Source organism: Clostridium sp. HBUAS56017 (genome assembly GCF_007115085.1).
Classification (GTDB): Bacteria; Bacillota; Clostridia; order Clostridiales; family Clostridiaceae; genus Clostridium; species Clostridium cibarium.
This window is the reverse complement of the sequence record NZ_SULK01000001.1, coordinates 232,297-252,698: the sequence shown is the minus strand read 5'-3', so window position 1 is coordinate 252,698 and position 20,402 is coordinate 232,297. Positions and strand designations below refer to the sequence as shown.

12 protein-coding genes and 1 other annotated feature (1 of these 13 running past the window's edge) are annotated in these 20,402 nt (G+C 31.4%); of the genes, 9 read left to right on the top strand and 3 right to left on the bottom strand.

The features are described 5' to 3' along the window. The 7 genes from FAY47_RS01410 to FAY47_RS01380 form a co-directional block, all read left to right on the top strand. Nucleotides 1–2,339, top strand: a 2,339-nt coding sequence (locus tag FAY47_RS01410; protein ID WP_243129503.1) for a X2-like carbohydrate binding domain-containing protein, incomplete at its 5' end; no start/stop codon positions are given. 183 nt (nt 2,340–2,522) lie between these two features. Continuing rightward, nucleotides 2,523–4,595: a glycoside hydrolase family 9 protein gene (locus tag FAY47_RS01405; protein ID WP_243129518.1), complete on the top strand. Its 2,073-nt coding sequence runs from the start codon at nt 2,523–2,525 to the stop codon at nt 4,593–4,595. 30 nt (nt 4,596–4,625) lie between these two features. Then, nucleotides 4,626–7,547, top strand: a complete 2,922-nt coding sequence (locus FAY47_RS20765) for a glycoside hydrolase family 44 protein (RefSeq protein ID WP_243129502.1) — start codon at nt 4,626–4,628, stop codon at nt 7,545–7,547. Nucleotides 7,548–7,711: 164 nt separating this feature from the next. After that, nucleotides 7,712–9,211, top strand: a complete 1,500-nt coding sequence (locus FAY47_RS01395; protein WP_243129517.1) for a glycoside hydrolase family 9 protein — start codon at nt 7,712–7,714, stop codon at nt 9,209–9,211. Nucleotides 9,212–9,348: 137 nt separating this feature from the next. After that, nucleotides 9,349–11,571 carry a glycoside hydrolase family 48 protein gene (locus FAY47_RS01390; RefSeq protein WP_143314609.1) on the top strand — a complete coding sequence of 741 codons (2,223 nt, stop codon included), beginning with the start codon at nt 9,349–9,351 and terminating at the stop codon, nt 11,569–11,571. 40 nt (nt 11,572–11,611) lie between these two features. Then, nucleotides 11,612–14,299 carry a glycoside hydrolase family 9 protein gene (locus FAY47_RS01385; protein WP_243129500.1) on the top strand — a complete coding sequence of 896 codons (2,688 nt, stop codon included), beginning with the start codon at nt 11,612–11,614 and terminating at the stop codon, nt 14,297–14,299. Nucleotides 14,300–14,496: 197 nt separating this feature from the next. Next, on the top strand, nt 14,497–14,640 hold the full coding sequence (locus FAY47_RS01380; RefSeq protein ID WP_143314608.1) for a cyclic lactone autoinducer peptide: 144 nt from the start codon (nt 14,497–14,499) through the stop codon (nt 14,638–14,640). Between the two features lie 26 nt (nt 14,641–14,666). Here the strand turns inward: FAY47_RS01380 and FAY47_RS01375 are convergent, their stop codons facing one another. From FAY47_RS01375 to FAY47_RS01365, 3 genes are all read right to left on the bottom strand, one after another. Further along, the gene (locus FAY47_RS01375; RefSeq protein WP_143314607.1) at nt 14,667–16,004 is read right to left on the bottom strand and encodes a GHKL domain-containing protein; all 1,338 of its coding nucleotides are present in this window, start codon (nt 16,002–16,004) and stop codon (nt 14,667–14,669) included. A 659-nt stretch (nt 16,005–16,663) separates the two neighbouring features. Beyond that, nucleotides 16,664–17,395 carry a LytTR family DNA-binding domain-containing protein gene (locus FAY47_RS01370; RefSeq protein WP_243129499.1) on the bottom strand — a complete coding sequence of 244 codons (732 nt, stop codon included), beginning with the start codon at nt 17,393–17,395 and terminating at the stop codon, nt 16,664–16,666. A 59-nt stretch (nt 17,396–17,454) separates the two neighbouring features. Next, nucleotides 17,455–18,057 (bottom strand): accessory gene regulator B family protein, encoded by a 603-nt coding sequence (locus FAY47_RS01365; RefSeq protein ID WP_143314605.1) that lies wholly within the window; start codon nt 18,055–18,057, stop codon nt 17,455–17,457. Between the two features lie 95 nt (nt 18,058–18,152). On the opposite strand from FAY47_RS01365, the gene FAY47_RS01360 reads away from it, so the two are divergent. After that, the gene (locus FAY47_RS01360; protein ID WP_243129497.1) at nt 18,153–18,692 is read left to right on the top strand and encodes a CPBP family intramembrane glutamic endopeptidase; all 540 of its coding nucleotides are present in this window, start codon (nt 18,153–18,155) and stop codon (nt 18,690–18,692) included. A 137-nt stretch (nt 18,693–18,829) separates the two neighbouring features. Further along, on the top strand, nt 18,830–20,293 hold the full coding sequence (locus tag FAY47_RS01355) for a cellulase family glycosylhydrolase (protein ID WP_143314604.1): 1,464 nt from the start codon (nt 18,830–18,832) through the stop codon (nt 20,291–20,293). A gap of 64 nt (nt 20,294–20,357) precedes the next feature. Then, nucleotides 20,358–20,402 (top strand) — a binding site (T-box leader) (it continues 182 nt past the right edge of the window).

The following is a 20,402-nucleotide window of genomic DNA, read 5'->3' as shown; positions in this document are numbered from 1 at the left end:
ATGGAGATAAAGTTTTAGTAGAAGGAAAAGACTATACAATAGTTAATGGAAAAGTAGTATTAAGTAAAGATTACTTAAGTCAATTTGTTAACGGACAAATAACTCTTGTATTTGACTTTGATAATGGAAATGATCCAACACTAGTAATTGATGTAGTAGGTGATCTTCTTGATGTAAAAGTTGGAGAAGTTACTGGTAACCCTGGAGATACTGTAGTAGTGCCAGTAACAGTAAAAGGAATTCAAAAGGATAAAGGAGTATATGGATACAACTTCCGTTTACAATATGATACAACTAAATTTGAAAATGTAAAGGTAGAGCCAGGAAAAGATTGTCCAAATCCAACATCAACATTCCATGGAAGCATACTTCCAGGTGGAATAGTAAAAGTACTATATATGAATTCAACATCAAATGATGATCCAACAGAATCAATTGGACAAGATGGAGTATTATGTAATGTTACTATGACTATAAAAGATACAGCATCAAAAGGAGTTAGCCCAGTTACATTTGCAACAAAGGGAACATTCCAATACATGCCAAAAGATGCTCAAAAGAGTAAACCATACAAAGTAAATTTTGCAGATGGATCAGTAAATATAGGTGGACAACCACCAGTTAGTAAAGATGCTAAGTTAAAAGAAACAGAAGTGAATTTTGATCAAACTAACCCAGCAGATATTACTGTGGGAGTAGAATACAATGGGAATACTCTTAAGGCAATAAAAAATGGAAATAAAGTTTTAGTAGAAGGAAAAGACTACACAATAGTTAATGGACAAGTAGTATTAAGTAAAGATTACTTAAGCCAATTTACTGGACAAATAACTCTTGTATTTGACTTCGACAATGGAAATGATCCAACATTAATAATTAATGTTGTAGGTGATCTTCTAGATGTAAAAGTAGCAGATGTTAATGGTAATCCTGGAGATACTGTAGTAGTACCAGTAACAGTAAAGGGAATTGAAAAGGATAAGGCAGTATATGGATATAACTTCCGTCTACAATATGATACAACTAAGTTTGAAAATGTAAAGGTAGAACCAGCAACAAATTGCCCAAATCCAACATCAACATTCCATGGAAGCATACTTCCAGGTGGAATAGTAAAAGTATTATATATGAATTCAACATCAAATGATGATCCAACAGAATCAATTGGACAAGATGGAGTATTATGTAATATTACTATGACTATAAAAGACACAGCATCAAAAGGAACTAGCCCAATTACATTTGCAACAAAGGGAACATTCCAATACATGCCAACTGGTGCTGAAAAGAGCAAACCATACAAAGTAAACTTTGCAGATGGATCAGTAAATATAGGTGGACAGCCACCAGTTAGTAAAGATGCTAAGTTAAAAGAAACAGAAGTGAATTTTGATCAAACTAAGCCAGCTGATATTTCAGTGGGAATAGAATACAACAACAATACTCTTAAAACAATTACTAATGGCAGTAGTACATTGGTAAAAGGAGAAGATTATACAGAAGGAAGCAATGGGGTTGTATTAAGTAAAACTTACTTAAGCAAATTACCATTAGGACAAACTACACTTAAATTTACTTTTAGCAACGGAAGTAGTGAAACATTGACAGTTAAAGTCAGCAAAACAGAAGTTGTGGTTGATTCAAAATTAGCTAATACAAAGGTAGAATTTGACCAAAGTAAACCAGCTGATATTTCAGTGGGAATAGAATACAACGGAAATACTATTGAAGCAATTAAGAATGGTGATACTACTTTAGTAAAAGGACAAGATTACACAGAAGGAAGCAATGGTATTGTATTAAGTAAAACTTACTTAGGCAAATTACCATTAGGACAAGCTACACTTAATTTTGTATTTAACCATGGAAATGCACAAAGTTTAATTGTTAATGTAATAAAAACAGATGTACCAGTAACTACTCCTTTAATTAAGACAGATGCAGTGAATGTTAAAGTAGGTGAAACATTTAATGTTCCAGTTTTAATTAAGAATATTCCTACTGGAGGCATTCTTTCTGCATCACTAAACCTTAACTATGATACAAGTGTTTTAGAGTGTACTGGTTATGAATTTGGTTCAATAATTCCTAGTAAAGGAGATGCTGATGGTAATATCATACCAGCAAGCAAGTTCATAGGAATTGGATATATGCCAATAGGTAAGGCAAATGCTGAAATAAAGGAAGAAGGTGTATTTGTTACTTTGAAATTCAAGGTAAAAGATACTGCAGCAAAAGGAGAAACAGCAATAACAGAATTCAGAAAAACAACTTTATTAGATACTAATAAAAAACGTGTACCTGTTACTGTACAATTTGGAAAGATAAATATAAATTAACCAACTAGGATAGGGTATTCCCCATAAAATAAATTATTGTGACTAATCTTTATAGATTTCTATAAAGATTAGTCAGCAATAAGTTGGTTTGAATGTAATTTTTTAGAAGGGATGATAGTAGTGAAAAAAATAATTAAGGAAGTTGTAGTTTTATTGATTCTTACTTTTTGTACATCTGGAATAATGCCAAGTGATATAAGTATTGCAGCAGAAGATAAGACTTTCAATTATGGTGAAGCATTACAAAAATCTATAATGTTTTATGATTTTCAACGTTCTGGTAAGTTACCTTCAGATAAAAGAGATAATTGGAGAAATGACTCAGGAATGGAAGACGGGTCAGATGCTGGCTTAGATCTTACAGGTGGTTTTTACGATGCTGGAGATCACGTGAAATTTAATTTACCAATGTCTTATACAGCAACAATGTTAGCTTGGTCTGTGTATGAAGATAAAGATGCATATGAAAAAAGTGGACAGCTTAAGTACATTAAGGATTCGATAAAATGGGCTAATGATTATTTTATAAAATGTCATCCAGAAAAAGATGTTTATTATTATCAAGTTGGAGATGGAGGAAAAGATCATAATTGGTGGGGACCTCCAGAAGTAATGCAGATGGAAAGACCATCATTTAAGTTAGATAAAGAAAATCCTGGAACAACTGTATGTGGAGAAACAGCAGCATCACTTGCATCAGCTGCTATTATTTTCAAAGATACTGATCCAGAGTACTCTGAAACTTGTCTAAAACATGCAAAGGAATTATTTGAATTTGCAGATGAAACTAAAAGTGATGTTGGATATAAAGCAGCATCATCATATTATTCTGTAAGTAGTGGATTCTGGGATGAACTTTCATGGGCGGCAACTTGGTTGTATCTTGCAACTAATGATAATTCATATTTAGAAAAAGCAGAAGGATATGTTAGTCATTGGGGAGTTGAACAGCAAACGACAACAATCTCATATAGATGGGGACAATGTTGGGATGATGTTCATTTTGGTGCGCAAATTCTTTTAGCGAGAATAACAAATAATCCGATTTATAAAGAGAGTGCAGAGAGAAATTTAGATTATTGGACAACAGGTTACGATGGAAATCGTGTTCAATATACACCAAAGGGATTAGCATGGTTAAGTTCATGGGGCTCACTTAGATATGCAACTACTACAGCTTTTTTAGCAGGAGTATATTCGGAGTGGTCAGGATGTACACCATCAAAGGTTTCAATATATAAAGACTTTATGGAAAGTCAATTAAACTATGCTTTAGGAAGTACAGGAAGAAGTTTTGAAGTGGGTTTTGGTACTAATTCTCCCAAAAATCCACATCATAGAGGAGCACAAGGATCTTGGTTAGATAAGAAAGGAGTGCCTGGATATGAGAGACATGTCCTTTATGGAGGATTAGTAGGAGGACCTAGTGCTGACGATAGTTATATAGATGATGTTGAAGACTTCACTCATAACGAAGTAGCATGCGATTATAATGCTGGTTTTGTTGGGGCATTAGCCAAAATGTATAAGGCACACGGAGGAGAACCTATAGAAAACTTTAAGTCAATAGAACCTAAAACTAATGATGAGTTTTATGTAGAAGCAGCTGTAAATGCCAGCGGGCCTAATTTCATGGAAATAAAAGCTCTTTTATATAACAAAACAGGTTGGCCAGCAAAGGTTGGAGATAAACTTTCTTTCAAATATTTTATAGACATAAGTGAAATTGTGAAGGCTGGATATAAGGCTGAAGATATTAAAGTAAGTACAAATTACAATCAGGGAGCTAAGGTATCAAATTTAATACCTTGGGATGAAAAAAATAATATATATTACGTTAATGCAGACTTTACAGGAACTAAGATATATCCTGGAGGGCAACAGCATTACAGAAAAGAAGTTCAATTTAGAATATTAGCACCATCTATTGATCAAAATGCAACCTATTGGGATAACTCTAATGATTTCTCATATGAGGAAATAGAGAAAACCCCTGGAGAAGCGCCAAAACAAACAAATAAGATACCAGTATATGATGACGGTGTTCTAGTTTATGGAATCACTCCTGAAAAAGGAGGTAAGGAAGTTAAACTTGGGGATCTTGATGGTGATGGTGAAGTAACACTAACAGATATGATATTACTAAAGAAATATTTAATTTCAACTAAGGTTGAGATTAATGAAAAAGCAGCAGATATAAATAAGGATGGAGAAATAGATATAGCTGATTTATACGAGCTTGAAGCGTTGTTATAAGAATATTCAATAATTTGGTAGGTGATTAAAATGAAATTAAAAAAGTTAGTTTCCTTATGTTTAGCTTTTGCAGTAACTTCTTCTTTTGCCTCATATAACATGGTTAATGCAGAAGAAGGACAAGTTAATAATATAAACGTAAGTATAGATACAAATTCAGAAAGACAAGATATTAGTCCATATATATATGGATCAAATAATGATTTCGGAGGAAATCAAGGGACAATAACACAAGTTGCCACAGCTTTAAGAGATGGAGGAAATAGATTTACTGGTTATAATTGGGAGAATAATGCTTCCAATGCCGGTAGTGATTATAAGCATCAAAGTGATAATTATTTAAATATGAATAGTCCTTATTCAGAACAAAATATACCTGGACAAGTTGTAACTTCATTCCACGATGGTGCCTTGAAAACAAATTCAAAATATTCGTTAGTAACTTTGCAGATGGCAGGGTATGTAGCTAAGGATAAGAGTGGACCTGTTTCAGAAGCAGAAGTTGCACCATCATCAAGATGGTTAGAAGTAAAACCTAAAAAAGATAGTGCTTTTGCAGATACTCCAGATGTAAATGATAATGCAGTTTATATGGATGAGTTTGTAAATTTCTTGACAAAGAAATATGGTAAAGCCGATACAACCACAGGAATAAAGGGATATTCATTAGATAATGAACCAGGATTATGGTCAAGTACACATTCAAGAATACATCCTAAAAATGTTACTTGTAGCGAACTTTTAGAAAAGAGTATAGCCTATTCTAAAGCAGTTAAAGATGTAGATCCAAAGGCAGAAATTTTTGGACCAGCTTTATATGGAATGATGGCGTATCAATCACTTCAAAAAGCTTCAGATTGGGATGCAGCTAAAGCTGAAGGTAAATATTCTTGGTTTGTAGATTATTATCTAGATAAAATGAAGCAAGCTGAAACTACTGAAGGAAAGAGACTACTTGATGTATTTGATTTTCATTATTATCCAGAAGCTAAAGGTGGAGGAGTTAGAGTAACAGAAAAAAATGATCCTAGTAATATAGAGTGCAATAAGGCACGTATACAAGCAACAAGAACTTTATGGGATTCAAACTATAAAGAAGATAGTTGGATAGGACAATGGTGTAAAGATCAAACACCAATTATTCCTAAAATGCAAGCATCAATAAATAAATATTATCCAGGAACAAAACTTGCTATTACTGAATATAATTTTGGTGGCGGTGACCATATTTCAGGTGGAATAGCACAAGCAGATGCTTTTGGTATTTTTGCAAACCAAAATGTATATTTCGCTTCACTTTGGGGATTTAATGGAGATACAAATTATACACAAGCTGCTTTCAATTTATATAGAAATTACGATGGGAAAAATTCAACTTATGGTGATATAAAGGTAAAAGCGAATACATCTGATATAGAAAATTCATCTGTCTATTCAGCAGTTGATAGTAAAGATAGTAATAAACTTCATGTAATTTTAATTAATAAGAATTATGATAAACCAATGAAGATTAATGTAAACCTTGCTGGAGATAAAAAGTATACATCAGGTAAGGTTTGGGGATTTGATAAAGACAGTTCAGATATTAAGGAAAAAGATTCAATTACAAATATAAAGGATAACAGTTTTACTTATGAAGTACCTCAGTTATCAGTATGTCATTTGGTGTTAGATGCTAAATCTCAAGATAATCCACAACCAACAGATCCAACTAAATCAAAAAGTGGATTTGTAAAAGCTAATGGAAGTGAATTTTCTTTAGATGGAAGTTCATTCTATTTCCAAGGTACAAATAATTATTATTTGCCTTATGCTCCAGATTATATGGTTGATGATGTATTTAATAAAGCAAAAACTATGGGGTTAAAAGTAATGCGTACTTGGGGATTTCTTGATGGAGATAAGAGCTGTGATATAGTTTTACAACCAAGTCTTGGTGTATATGATGAAAATGGATTTAAGAAATTTGATTATGTTGTTAAAAAGGCTCAAGAAGCTGGTATGAAATTAGTTATTCCATTTATAAATAACTGGAAGGATTTTGGTGGAATAGATAAGTATGTTCAATGGACAGGAGCAGGTAGTCATGACAAATTCTACACAAATGAGGCTTGCAAAACAGCATATAAAAATTATATAAATCATTTCTTAAATAGAACAAATTCATTGACAGGAGTTAAGTATAAAGATGATCCAACTATTATGACTTGGGAACTTGGTAATGAACCTAGATGTGGAGATGATCAATCAGGAGCTACTCTTTATAACTGGGTTAAGGAAATGAGTGAATATATAAAGAGTATCGATCCAGATCATATGGTAGCAGTTGGAGATGAAGGTTTCTTTAACAGAAAAGACAGTAAATATAGTAGTGATTATGATTATAACGGAGGAGCAGGTGTAGATTGGGATAAAATAGTAGCACTTCCTTCTATAGATTATGGTACTTATCACCTATATCCAGATGGATGGGGAAGATCAGTAGAATGGGGTACTCAATGGATAAAGGATCATATTGATGCAGCTAAAGCGGTCAATAAGCCAGCAGTTCTTGAGGAATATGGTATTAAGAGCAATCAAGAGAGTGTTTATAAGACATGGAATGATACAGTGTTAAATTATGGTGGAGCAGGGTCAATGTTCTGGATTTTAACTGCTGTAGGATTTGATGGAAAACAAGACTATCCAGATTATGATGGGTTCCGTGTATTATATCCTAGTTCAATTGCAAATGTAATTATGGATAGTGCTAAGGCTATGAGTGATAAAAACAAACCTTATCTTGTTATAGGTGATGTTGATGGTGATGGAGAAGTAACTATGGCAGACTGTATTGCTTTAAAGAAATATTTAATATCACCTGAAAATAAGATAAATGAAAAGAATGCAGATATCAATCAAGATAAGGAAGTAGATATCTCTGATTTATTTGCACTTTATGATTTGTTATAAGCAATAAAAAATAAGTTTCAAAATAAAGGTTATGTTTTCTAGCATAAGACAGTGATGATTAAAAAATCATTAATTATGCTTTGTTTTGAGAATTAAAGTGGGGGGGGAAAAAGATGATTAAAAAAAGTAGAAGTTATATAGCATTAATTACTGCCTTAGGAATAATGGCTACAGCCATTATTCCAGGACGTATTGCTAGGGCTAGCGAAGGCATGGATTATAAGACTGCATTAAAAGATTCAATAATATTTTATGATGCCAATAAGTGTGGTAAAGATGCTGGAGAAAACAACGAATTTGATTGGAGAGGTGCTTGTCATACAACTGATGGAAGTGATGTAGGGCTTGATTTATCTGGGGGGTATCATGATGCCGGAGACCATGTAAAATTTGGACTTCCTCAAGGTTATGCAGCTTCAGTAATGGGATGGGCATTATATGAATTTAAAGATGGATTTGACCTTAGTGGAAATACATCAAAACAACTTCAACAATTAAAACATTTTACAGATTATTTCTTGAAATGTCATCCAACTCAAAACATATTCTATTATCAAGTGGGTGACGGAGACGTAGATCATAATTATTGGGGAAGCCCTGAAAAACAACCTGGATCGAGAAAGACGCTATTTGTAGCTGATTCAGGTAAGCCAGCATCAGATGTCTTAGGAGAAACCTCAGCAGCATTAAGTTTAATGTATTTGAATTATAAAGGTAAAGACATCTCCTATGCAAATAAATGTTTGCAGGCAGCTAAGGAATTATATAATATGGGAAAAAATAATAGGGGATGCGGTAATGGGCAAAGCTATTATGTTTCATCTCAATATAATGATGATTTAGCTTGGGCAGCAACTTGGCTTTATAAAGCTGCGGGGGATAATCAGTATTTAAGCGATGCTAAAGAATTAATAATGTCAAATTCAAGTTCTTTAGATGATAATTGGACAATGTGTTGGAATAGTATGAAACTTCCTGTAATTTTAAAATTAGCTGAAATAACAGGAGAAGCTAAATATAAAAGTGCTATGAAGTACAACTTGGATTATTGGAAGAATTCAATAAAAACAACACCAGGTGGATTAAAGTATTTAACTGAATGGGGAGTGCTTAGGTATTCTGCTGCAGAATCAATGCTAGCTTTAGCATATTATAAGCAAACTAAAGATGAGTCTTTGAAGAATTTTGCAAAGTCTCAGTTAGATTATATATTAGGTAAAAATCCAAAAAACATGTCATATGTAGTTGGATTTGGTTCAAACTATCCAAAACATCCACATCATAGAGCAGCTAATGGATATACTAACGACAACCATGACAATGAAAAAGAAGCAAAGCATGTATTAACTGGAGCATTAGTAGGTGGACCAGATGCAAATGACAATTATGTAGAGGATATAAATCAATATCAATTTACTGAAGTTGCAATTGATTACAATGCTGGTTTAGTTGGTGCTTTATCTGGAATGGTTCAATATACTTATGAAAAAAGTGTATTGCTAGGCGATGTAGATGGAGATGGACAAATCACAATGAGTGATGTTATAGCATTAAAAAAATATTTACTTGGAAAATCAGGTGATATCAACACAAAAGCAGCAGATGTAAATAATGATGGTGAAGTTGATATTGCAGATTTATATGATATATATGATTTACTTTAGTAAATTTATGTATAGTAAAACAAAAAGCGATTGTTAATCCAATGCATTGAGAAATTAAATAAGGAGGTAAGGTAAATTAATAACTAAATGCAAAGGAATTCACAATATATATTTAAAAAACTTAGGGGGGATTTATAGTGATAAAGGCAAAATCTAAATTAATATTAGCAGCTGTTCTTAGTGCTACATTTGTATTATCACCAGTGCTAACTTCAACAGCTCAGGCTGCAAATGATGAAGAGAGTGCAAAGTATAAACAACATTTCTTAGATTTAAGAGAAAAAATACATGATCCAAGCAATGGATATTTTAGAGAAATTAAAACAAGTGATGGAAAAACTTTAAGGGTTCCATATCATTCAGTTGAAACATTAATGGTTGAAGGTCCTGATTATGGACATGAAACAACAAGTGAAGGTTATAGTTACTATATGTGGTTAGAAGCTATGTATGGTAAGTTCACTAATGATTGGTCTGCATTTAAGGATGCATGGCAATCAGCAGATACTTACGCTATACCTCATGGAGTAGATCAAAAGGGATTAAATACTTATAAACCTAATGATCCTGCAGATTTCATAAATGAATATGTATCAATTAACAAATATCCAAGTAGAAGAGATGCAAACGCACCTGTTGGACAAGATCCAATATGTAACGATTTAAAGAGTGCTTATGGTACAGATGAAATGTATGGAATGCATTGGCTTTTAGATACAGATAACTGGTATGGTTATGGAAATCGTGGAAATGCAAATGACACTAATCCAGCGTACATTAACAACTATCAAAGAGGATCTAGCGAGTCAGTATGGAAAGCAATCACTCATCCATCATATGAAAAATTTAAATGGGGTGGAGACAAAGGAAATGGTTTCTTAGATATCTTTAATGCAGATGATAGCTATTCAAAACAATGGAGATATACAATAGCTTCTGATGCAGATGCTCGTGCAGTTCAAGCAACTTATTGGGCAGATCAATGGGCTAAGGAACAAGGATCAAATGTAAATAATGAAGTATCAAAAGCAACAAAAATGGGTGACTATTTAAGATACTCAATGTTTGATAAATACTTTAGAGAAATAGGTATAGGATCAGATAATCAAAAACAAGGAACTAATCAACACTACTTATTAGGTTGGTACTATTCTTGGGGTGGAAGTGACAATGCAGATTGGTCTTGGAAGATATCTTGTGGACATAATCACTTTGGATATCAAAATCCAATGACAGCTTGGATTATGTCAACTTCTAAGGACTTTAAGCCTAAGTCTCAAAATGGTCAATCAGATTGGGCTAAGAGTTTAAAACGTCAACTTGAATTCTATCAATGGTTACAAAGTTCAGAAGGTGCTATAGCAGGTGGTGCTACAAATTCATATACTACTGATGAAAATGGTAGTAACAGTAAGTATCCAGCAGGAACTACAACATTCTATGGAATGGCTTATGATGAAGCACCAGTTTATCATGATCCACCAAGTAATCAATGGTTTGGTATGCAAGTTTGGTCAATGCAACGTATAGCTGAATATTTCTATAATACAGGAGATCAAAAGGCTGGTAAACTTCTTGATAAATGGGTTAATTGGGTTAAGGGAGAAGTTCATCTTAAAGATGATGGAACTTTTGAAGTTCCTTCTAACTTAGAATGGTCAGGAAAGCCTGATACATGGGATGGATCATATACAGGAAATCCTGATCTTCATGTAAAAGTAAAGGATTATTCACAAGATCTTGGACCAGCAGCATCTTTAGCAAATACATTAATGTATTATGCTGCAGGTTCTCATAAATATAAAGACACCTTATATAATGGTCAGTATGATATGTCAGCTCAAAAGCTTTCTAAAGAATTACTTGACCGTATGTGGAATAGCTATCAAGATGATAAGGGATTATCTTCACCAGAAAAGAGAGCTGATTATAAAAAGTTCTTTGAGCAAGAAGTATTTGTTCCAAGTGGATATTCAGGAAAGATGGCTAATGGAGATATAATTAAGCCAGGAATTAAGTTTATTGACATTCGTTCTAAGTATAAAAAAGATCCTCAATATAACATGTTGAAGGAAGCTTATGATAAAGGAGAAGACCCAGTTTTCCATTATCACCGTTTCTGGGCTCAATCAGAAATTGCAATTGCTAACGGAACTTATGCAAACCTTGTTTCAGAGTTACCAAGTCCAGTACTTAAAGGTGATGTTGATGGTGATGGTGAAGTTACTATGGCAGACAGCATTGCTTTAAAGAAATACTTATTAAACCCTAGTTATAAAATAAATGAAGCAAATTCTGATATTAACGATGATAAGGAAATCGATCTTAGTGATTTATTTGCACTTTATGATATGTTGTAATTTGGTGTGAAAAGTTATAAAAATTTAAGGGGGAGAAAGAATGATAAAGAAAAAATTATTATGTTTGGTTCTTTCAGCTATGACAGTAAGTGTAACTTTAGTTACACCTACTGCAAACTATAGCAATTCAAAGGTTAATGCTGCTGAAGTGAACTTAACAAGTGCTTCTAATAGTAACGATGAATATGAAAGCCAAGGTCACTTAATAAGAAATAGTACATTTGAAAATCGTGTTGGATTGCCATGGACAGAAGTTGAAACTTATCCAGCAGAAGGTACTTTTGATATTTCAGGAGGAACTTACAATGTTACTATAAATAAGATTCAAACACCACCTACTAAGGATAATAGATGGGCAGTACAATTCCGTCATAGAGGATTAACACTTGAAAGAGGACATCACTACACTGTAAAGTTTACAGTTACTGCAGATCATAACTGTAAGATATATCCTAAGATAGGTCAACAAGGTAAACCATATAAAGAATACTGGAATAACAACTGGAATCCATATGATTTACAAGCAGGTGTTCCCAAAACAGTAACTTCAGAGTTCACTATGAATGATGAAACTGATCCTAAATGTGAATTTGCATTCCACTTAGCTGGAGATTGTGCTGCATCAGAAATGGGATATAAGTTCTCTTTTGATAATATATATTTAGATGATCCACAATTTATTGGTTACAAAAAAACAACACCAGAACCAACTAATGCAATACGTGTAAACCAAGTTGGATATCTTCCAAATCGTGAAAAGAAGGCTACTGTATTATCAGAATCTACAAGTCCTATTCCTTGGAAGTTATTAGATTCTAGCAATAATGTTGTTGATTCAGGAATGACAACAGTATTTGGAGATGATCATGCTTCAGGAGATAAAGTACACACAATTGATTTCTCATACTTTAAGCAAGAAGGAAAGGGATATAAATTAGCAGTTAATAAGTCAGATGTTCAAGCAAAGGTATCTAGCTATGAAAGTTTACCTTTTGAAATAGGCAAGAATTTATATACAAAGATGAAGTCTGATGCAATAAAATATTTCTATCACAATAGAAGTGGTATAGAGATAAAAATGCCATATTGCGGAACTAAAGATTTGGCTAGACCAGCTGGACATCCAAAGGATATTTTACAAAATGCTAAAACTACTTCAGATGGTGAAGCAAATTGGTATCCAGGTAACTATTCACTAGATGTAACTGGTGGTTGGTATGATGCTGGAGACCATGGTAAGTATATAGTAAATGGTGGTATTTCTACCTGGACTATGATGAATCAATATGAAAGAGCTAAAGAAAAGGGACAAGATTTAACAAAGGCTCCATTTGGAGATAACACAATGAATATCCCTGAAAGTGGCAATAATATTCCTGATATTCTTGATGAATCTCGTTGGAATGTAGAAATGTTCTTAAAGATGCAAATACCAAAGGAACTTAATCAAGAATATGCTGGTATGGTACATCATAAAGCTCATGATGAACGTTGGACTGCTCTAGGAATGAGACCTGACCAAGATGATGAAGATCGTTATTTACAACCACCAAGTACAGCAGCTACATTGAACTTTGCAGCAGTTACTTCACAAGCAGCTCGTTTATGGAAGGATATAGATCCAAAGTTTGCGAAAACATGCCAAGATGCAGCTGAAACAGCATGGCAAGCAGCAGAGAAGCATCCAGATATTTTAGCTCCTATTAAAGGTAGCGTAGGTGGTGGAGCTTACGGTGATAACTATGTAGGAGATGAATTCTACTGGGCAGCATGTGAATTATATGCAACTACAGGGGATCAACAATATCTTGATTATGCTAAGAGTTCTAAGCATTATTTAGAAATGCCTACTACATTAACTGGAGGAGAAGATAATGGTACAGTTGGATGCTTTGACTGGGGTAATGTTCAAGGATTAGGAACTATTACTTTAGCTTCAGTAAAGACTAATTTACCTTCTGCAGATGTTGAAAAGGCTAGAGATAATATAAAGGCAGCAGCTGATAAATTTATCGATATAGAAAATAATCAGGGATATGGTATTCCAATTAATGAAAGTGAATTATCATCTACACAAGCAGGACTTCCTTCAGATTCAACTAAGAAAATCACAGGACTTCCATGGGGATCAAATTCATTTGTCGCTAACTCTGCTATATTAATGGCTTATGCAAATGATTTTAGTCCAAATACAAGTAAGTATATTGATGGTGCTTCAAGAGTTATGGACTATCTACTTGGATGTAATCCAAATGTTCAAAGTTATATAACTGGATATGGTTCTAATCCATTAGAAAATCCACATCATCGTTTCTGGTCATATCAAACTGACCCTGCATTCCCACATGCACCAGCAGGATGTATGTCAGGTGGACCAAATTCAGGATTACAAGATCCATGGGTAAAGGGTTCAGGATGGCAACCAGGAGAAATGGCTTCAGAAAAATGCTTTATGGATAATATAGAATCATGGTCAACTAATGAAATTACAATTAACTGGAACGCACCATTTGCATGGATTTCATCTTATATGGATGATAACGGTAATGGTCCAGATGTACTTCTAGGAGACGTAGATGGAGACGGTGAAGTTACAATGGCTGATTCTATTGCATTGAAGAAGTATTTATTAAATCCAAGCAACAAGATTAATGAGAAAAATGCAGATGTTAATAAAGATGGAGAAATAGATATTTCTGATTTGTTTGAACTTTATGATATGCTTTAATTATCAGTAAGGTTCTACTAAGAAGGCAAGTATTATTATAAAGGAAGATTTAAAAGTATCTAAACAAAGGAAAACTTTGTTTAGATACTTTTTCTTTTATTAAAAAATAGTAAACTTTACATAAAAGTTATGAAAACAATATGTAAATTATGTTATAATTAGTATGTAAACGATACTTGGAAAGGGGTAAGTGAAAAATGAAGTCTTTTAAATTTAAGAAATCTATAGCACTACTTATTTCTGCAATTGCTATGTTAGCTGCAACTACATCATCATCTTTATGTTTTTTTTGGTGTTTTGAAGAAACAAATATTCCTAAATCATTATATAAGGTAGACTAGAAGATAAATAAAAGCGATAACTAAAATTAGTTATCGCTTTTATTTATAATCATTTCTTGTTTAAAAATGCAGTTTTCCATTGTAGTGTTTAATAAGATATGTTTATAACTATCATTTAGCATATCTTTAACTGTTTTCAAACCTATTCCTCTATCAGTTCCTTTAGTTGAAAAATCTTTGTCATAAATTTTATAGACTGGAGGAGAATCCTCTAAGCAGGTATTTAAAATAATAATAACTATAGAATCATCAGTTTTTACAAAGGCTAAATGAATAAATTTTTTATCGCATAATAAGGTAGCTTCTATTGCGTTATCTAAGAATATTCCTATTATCCTGCATATATCAAAGGTTCTAATAGGAAGATCATCAATTTCATCTAATATTTCAACTCTAGTGTCTATACCTCTTGATTGAGCATAAATTATTTTTGAAGATATTAGAGCCTTTAGTGGAGTAATTTTAATATTTTTAAGTAGTGATACATATTTATCTCTATTAATTATTTTTTCACTCTCTGGTAGCAACTCTTTACTATAATAACCTTTAAGTCCATTTATATCTTCTTCGTTAATAAATTCTCCAAGGGTTGAAAGGATATTTATATAATCATGTTTAAATCGTCTTAAGTCAGTTGACATATTTTCAAGCATTGTAGAATATTCTTTTAGTTGCTTGTTTTCTTTATCAATAAAGGTTTGCTTTATTGATAATTTAATGAAACGAAGTGCAAAATAAATTACCAATATAAATATCGTTAAGAAAAAGAACACTGACAATGTATATAAAGCAATGAAATTTTCGTTAACAAACTTAAGAAAAAATCTCAGCATAAAAATATATGACAATAGAAGTACAGTAATAGTAATAGAGGTAAAAATCATAATATGATTATAATTTTTAAGTTTTGTTAAAAAGATATTATTAATAACAACATCCAAATACACTTTTTGTATCAATTTGCTAATAAGAATAGTCAAAAAAAGTATTAATACACCTACTGAAAAATATAAATTTAAATTTGTTTTCATATCCATATAGCTTATATTTAAAACTTTCATAAAAAATAAGCCACTAATTGTATCACTAACGGCAGTAATAAAGAATACTAAAAGTGGAGTTATTATAGAATGCATGATATTTTTATTAGAAATATAAAAATAAATTGCTGATAAAAATATCTGTATTTGTATTGCATTATCGGATTTATTTTTAATTATCAAAAGAACAAGTAATAAGTAACATGTAGTAAAGTATATAGAAAATTGTATTTTATTTGTAACATTGCTTAACAAATATGTAGGTATAGCAACTAGAAGTGTCATGATTAATGGATACAATATATCAAAAGCTAAGATTGACATATGAAACCACCTTTCTTATTTTAATTATGCCTTATATTTTAAGGGTATTTAAAATATAAGGCATAAATCAACATAGAAGACAAAATTTTTTCTATGTTGATTACTTGTTTTTAGATTTATGAAAATTAGTACATATTTTCTTTGTTTTAAAAAAGACTGTTTTGAAAATTTGGCACATTATACACGATATTAATAAAATAACAAAAGCAAATGTGAAATAAAAAAAAATGTTGCTATTAATTTGAAACGTAGATATTCCCATACAGTTTGCAAACAAAAATTCAGTAATATGATCACTTATTGAAATAACTACATTTATAAATACTATAATTAAAATAGAATACATTACATTCTTATACATTGAATTTAAGTAAATAAAAGAAGTAAATAGAAGTATAATCATATAAGCTATATCTCTTGTATTAAGATGCAAAACAGAAATAGGAATAAAATTAATAAAAAAACAAGTAAGAAAAAGCTTTTTATTAATTTGTAAATTGTTTAAATTTATTGAAGGCAAAATTATCATAAGCGACATTATACAAGAAAGAAGCACATTTAAAACTAAGTATGACAAAATAATACAGTCCTTTCTTACTAAAAACAAATTGAATACGTTTATATTTTAATAAAGATTTAAATTATTTTTCTTCATTACTTTACTTTAAACATTTTTGTAACAGTCCCTTTAAGTAACGTGATGCCACATAGCACGTTTCGCCATTATTCATATGTATAATTAAGTTCTCTTTATCTATAGATTTAATCATCTTAGTATTTACTAAATAAGATCTATGTGGTTTATAGTATGACGGAGTTAAGGTGCTTTCGATATCTTTTAAGGTTCCGTAAAATTCAGAATACCCTGAAGAAGTATGCACTCTAATCTTATGTTCAGTATCAGCTGTTTCGAAAAATAGAACCTCGTCTAAATCAAAAAATACAAGATTATTTCCAATATCAATAGGAATTATATTACTTTTTTTATGCCTACTATTTGATATATCAGTGCAAATTTGAGTTATACAATCATGAATTTTTTGTCTAACTAAATGGTTGTCCCCTTTTAGTATATAATCCATAGCTCTTACTTTATATTGGAATGTTAAAAGTGTTAATTCAGCATGAGCTGTTAAAAATATTATATAACCAGATGAATCGTATTTTCTAATTTTTTTAGCTAACTCTATTCCATTTATATCACTTTGTAAATCAATATCTAGAAAGTAAATAAAATTACTTGATAAATTATCCTCTACATGTTTAATAACTTTGTTTGGATTATTTGTAGAAAGAACAATTTTAAAATCTAAATCATTTATTTCATTTGTTATCATATCTTCAAAATCTTTTCTTTGGCGTGAGTTATCTTCACAAAGTATTATATTCATTAATGTTCCCCCCATAAAAAAGTGTACATTATATTATAACATTATTTACATTATTATGTCTATAATTGAATATTTTCGTAATTGTTATATGTTTTACCTAAAATTTTGTAGCTTACAGGTGTAATTACTAAAGCTTCTTCTAAGATAGAAAAGGTGATTAAATTCATATAAATATCATTTTTTATAATCATGCAAATTATATAGAAAAATATAACAACTAGTAATGACTTGATTTTTAAGCTCTTACGTAGTTTTTTGCTTACTAAGGGACGGTCAGCAGTATCTGCTGGAGCATAAAAATAAGTAAGTATTAAACTAATTATAAAAATTAAAGAAATATATAATTTATTTAAAGGAAAATACATGCTAACATAGACATTTCCAAGAAAAAGCACGTAGTTTAGTATAATGCATTGAAGGCTAGAATTTGCATGAGCTCCAGAAGCAAATGTTCTAAATATGGCAAATATAATAAGAGCTATAAGGGTATATTTAAATACTCCTAAAATATAAGCAGTTGAAAATAAAATAATCATTTTAAATAGGTTTAGAAAAATAACTTTAATACCATATTCAATTTTCTCCAAATCTTCATCAGATTTTGAAAGTGTTTCACCGATAAAATTTGTAAGTTTTTTAGTTAATTTATCTGTAACAATCATCAAAATAATCCTTTCTCTACATCATTATTATTATTATGAAAATAACATATTTTACTATATAATAAATATATAATTTTTGCAAAGAGGTGTTTGAATTGGAAATAAGTCCAAGCTTTTTTTTATCAATGTTATCAATATATATTTTTATATTCATAGTACCTGTATTCATTTATATTTATAAAGTGGAAAAAACTAATCCCTTTGAATATCTGAAATTAACTAAGAATTCGTTAAAAGGTATCTTAATTGGAACTATAGTAAGTCTTATGTTAATAGGTCTGCTTATAATAAAAAATATACTTATAGGATCATTTCATATGAATTTTAATATAGGAATACTATGGATAAGCGGGATGCTTGTAGGTTTTCTTGAAGAAATACCGGTTAGGGGTTTCCTTTTACAAAAGTTAGATAGTAAGTATAGTTTTTGGACAGCAAATTTAATAACTACGTTTATATTTACAAGTCTTCATATTCCTACATGGATAAATTCGGGCACTAATATATTACAATCATCCATAACTACAGCTATGGTAAGTTTAGCTTTTGGGTATTTATTTAAAGAATACAAATCATTATGGGTAACAATAATTTGTCATTCAGTATTTAACTTGTGTATTTGGATAGGATTATAAAGTAATATATCATTTGCGATTTAAATACAGGCGTTTTATGCTATTTCACTTTACATATTATATGTAATTATGTAATATTATAGCACAAAACTATTGCAATGACAGTAGTTTCAGTAAATTTGAGGGGGAAATTATCTATGAAAAGAAAGTCATTGTGTATTTCTGTTATGATGGCAGCTATGGTGCTTTTAAATTCACCATTGACAGCTTTAGCTGCAGATAATAATGATGATTATTTACACACAAACGGAAGTGAAATTTTAGATGCAAATGGTAATGAAGTACGACTAACTGGTATAGCTTGGTTTGGAAATGAAACACCAGATTATTCCTTTCATGGAATATGGGCAAATACACCATGGAACATTTTGGATACAGTTGCTAATAACGGATTTAATATTTTAAGAGTGCCTTTATCAGTAGAATTAGTAAATCAATGGAGGCAAGGTACATATCCAATGCCTGCTTCACCAAATGATTATCTTAATCCAGATTTAAAAGGGAAAAATAGTTTAGAAGTCTTGGATGCAGTTATAGCTTACTGCAAAAAGATAGGTTTGAAAGTTATGCTAGATATGCACAGGATTGTAAGTGCTGGACAAACTCCTACTTGGTATAGCGGTGATTATGGAACTGAAGATTTTGAAGCTTGTTGGGCTTATTTAGCTGAACATTATAAAAATGATGATACAGTAGTAGCAGCAGATGTTTTTAATGAACCTCATGGAAAGTCATATCAAGCAGGAGAATCAGCTAAATGGGACGGAAGTACTGATAAAAATAATTGGAAATATGAAGCTGAAAAGGTTGGAAAAACAATTTTAGATGTTAACCCAAATCTTCTAGTTATAGTAGAAGGAGTAGAGACATATCCAAAAGAAGGCCTTACTTATGATGCTAAAGGAATAAGTGACTATTATGGTTCTTGGTGGGGAGGAAATCTTAGAGGTGTTAAAGATTATCCTGTAGATCTTGGAAAGTATAAAAATCAAGTAATTTATTCTCCACATGATTATGGTCCAGGGGTATCAGCTCAGTCATGGTTTGAAGGTGATTTTACTAAGGATTCATTGATTAAGGATGTATGGCGTGATAACTGGTTTTACATTAAAGAAAAGAATATAGCACCAGTTCTAATAGGAGAATGGGGTGGAAACCTTGATGGTGGAAAGAATGAAAAATGGATGAAAGAGTTAGCTGACTTAATTAAGGAAAATAATTTAAATCATACATTCTGGTGTGTTAATGCAAACTCAGGAGATACTGGTGGAATACTTGGCTATGATTTTAAAACAGTTGATACAGCAAAGATGGCATTAGTTAAGCCTACATTATGGCAGGATGAAAGTACAGGAAAATGCATAGGATTAGATCATAAGGTCAATTTGGGAAAATGTGGAACGCATGTGAATGGAGAGGTTCCTGAACCAGCGTTACTTGGAGATGTTAATGGAGATGGGGAAATAACAATGGCAGATGGTATAGATCTTAAAAAGTTTTTGTTAAATCCTAATTATAAAATTAATGAAAAAAATTCAGATATTAATAAAGATGGAGAAATAGATATCAGTGATTTATTTGCACTTTATGATCTACTATAAACTATGGTGAAAAATTAATTTGACAAAATAATTATATTAATATATCATGAAGTAAATTAATATTTTATTGGCAGTGATAAAGAGGAGTAAGAACCCAAAAGTATTTAAG